The sequence below is a fragment of the Aeromicrobium sp. PFPM2_SD2 genome (assembly GCF_057364525.1).
This window is the reverse complement of the sequence record NZ_JBNFNZ010000695.1, coordinates 1-815: the sequence shown is the minus strand read 5'-3', so window position 1 is coordinate 815 and position 815 is coordinate 1. Positions and strand designations below refer to the sequence as shown.

Annotated in this window: 2 protein-coding genes; both read right to left on the bottom strand. The window is 75.5% G+C overall.

The annotated features are described in order from the left end of the window. A partial coding sequence (locus AC2W7G_RS17535) for an FAD-dependent oxidoreductase (RefSeq protein ID WP_485869563.1) occupies positions 1 to 318 on the bottom strand: 318 nt, incomplete at its 3' end. Between the two features lie 34 nt (positions 319 to 352). Beyond that, the coding region (locus tag AC2W7G_RS17530; RefSeq protein ID WP_485869562.1) for a molybdopterin oxidoreductase family protein at positions 353 to 815 on the bottom strand (463 nt) is incomplete at its 5' end.

Genomic DNA, 815 nt, shown 5'->3' with positions numbered 1-815 from the left:
CCGCCGCGCTCGGGCACCGGTGGCCAGCACGAGGTGGTCGTAGGCGAACGTCCGCTCGGCGGTGGCGACCGTCCGGCGCTCGCGGTCGACGTGGAGCGCCTCCGCACCGCCCCACACCCGCACCGCGGGGGCCGGGCGCGGAAGCGTCAGCGCGGTGGCTTCGACCCGGCCGGCCAACAGCTCGGTCAGCAGGACGCGGTTGTACGGCGCGTCCGGCTCTGCTCCCACGAGGTCGACCTCGGCGTGCGGGACGAGCCGGGCGAGGTCGTCGGCGAAGCGGTTCCCCACCATCCCCGCCCCGACCACGACGACCCTCATCGGACGGCCCGCTCGACGGTCACTGCGCACACCTTCAGCTCGGCATGCCCGAGACCGGGTCGGTCGCGTCGTTGGTCACCGCGTTGACCAGGTCGTCCCCGGCGAAGTGGAACGGGACGAACACCGTGTCCGGACGCATCTGGGCGCTGACCCGGGCAGGTGCGGTCATCGTGCCGCGCGCGGACGTCACCACGACGTCCTCGTTCCCGTCGAGACCGAGCCGGGCGGCGAGCGCGGGATGGATCTCCACGTACGCGCCCGGCTGGCTGCGGTGGAGCCGCTCGACCCGGCGGGTCTGGGCGCCGGACTGGTAGTGCTCGAGCAGGCGCCCGGTCACCAGCCACACGGGAGCGTCGGGCCGCACGGCGTCGTCCGGCCCGCTCGGACGCACCGCCACCATCCGGGCCCGCCCGGACGCCGTCGGGAACCGGTCGGCGAACGGGCGCGGGGTGCCGGGGTGGGTCTCGTCGGGGCAGGGCCAGAACAGCGCCTCCCCC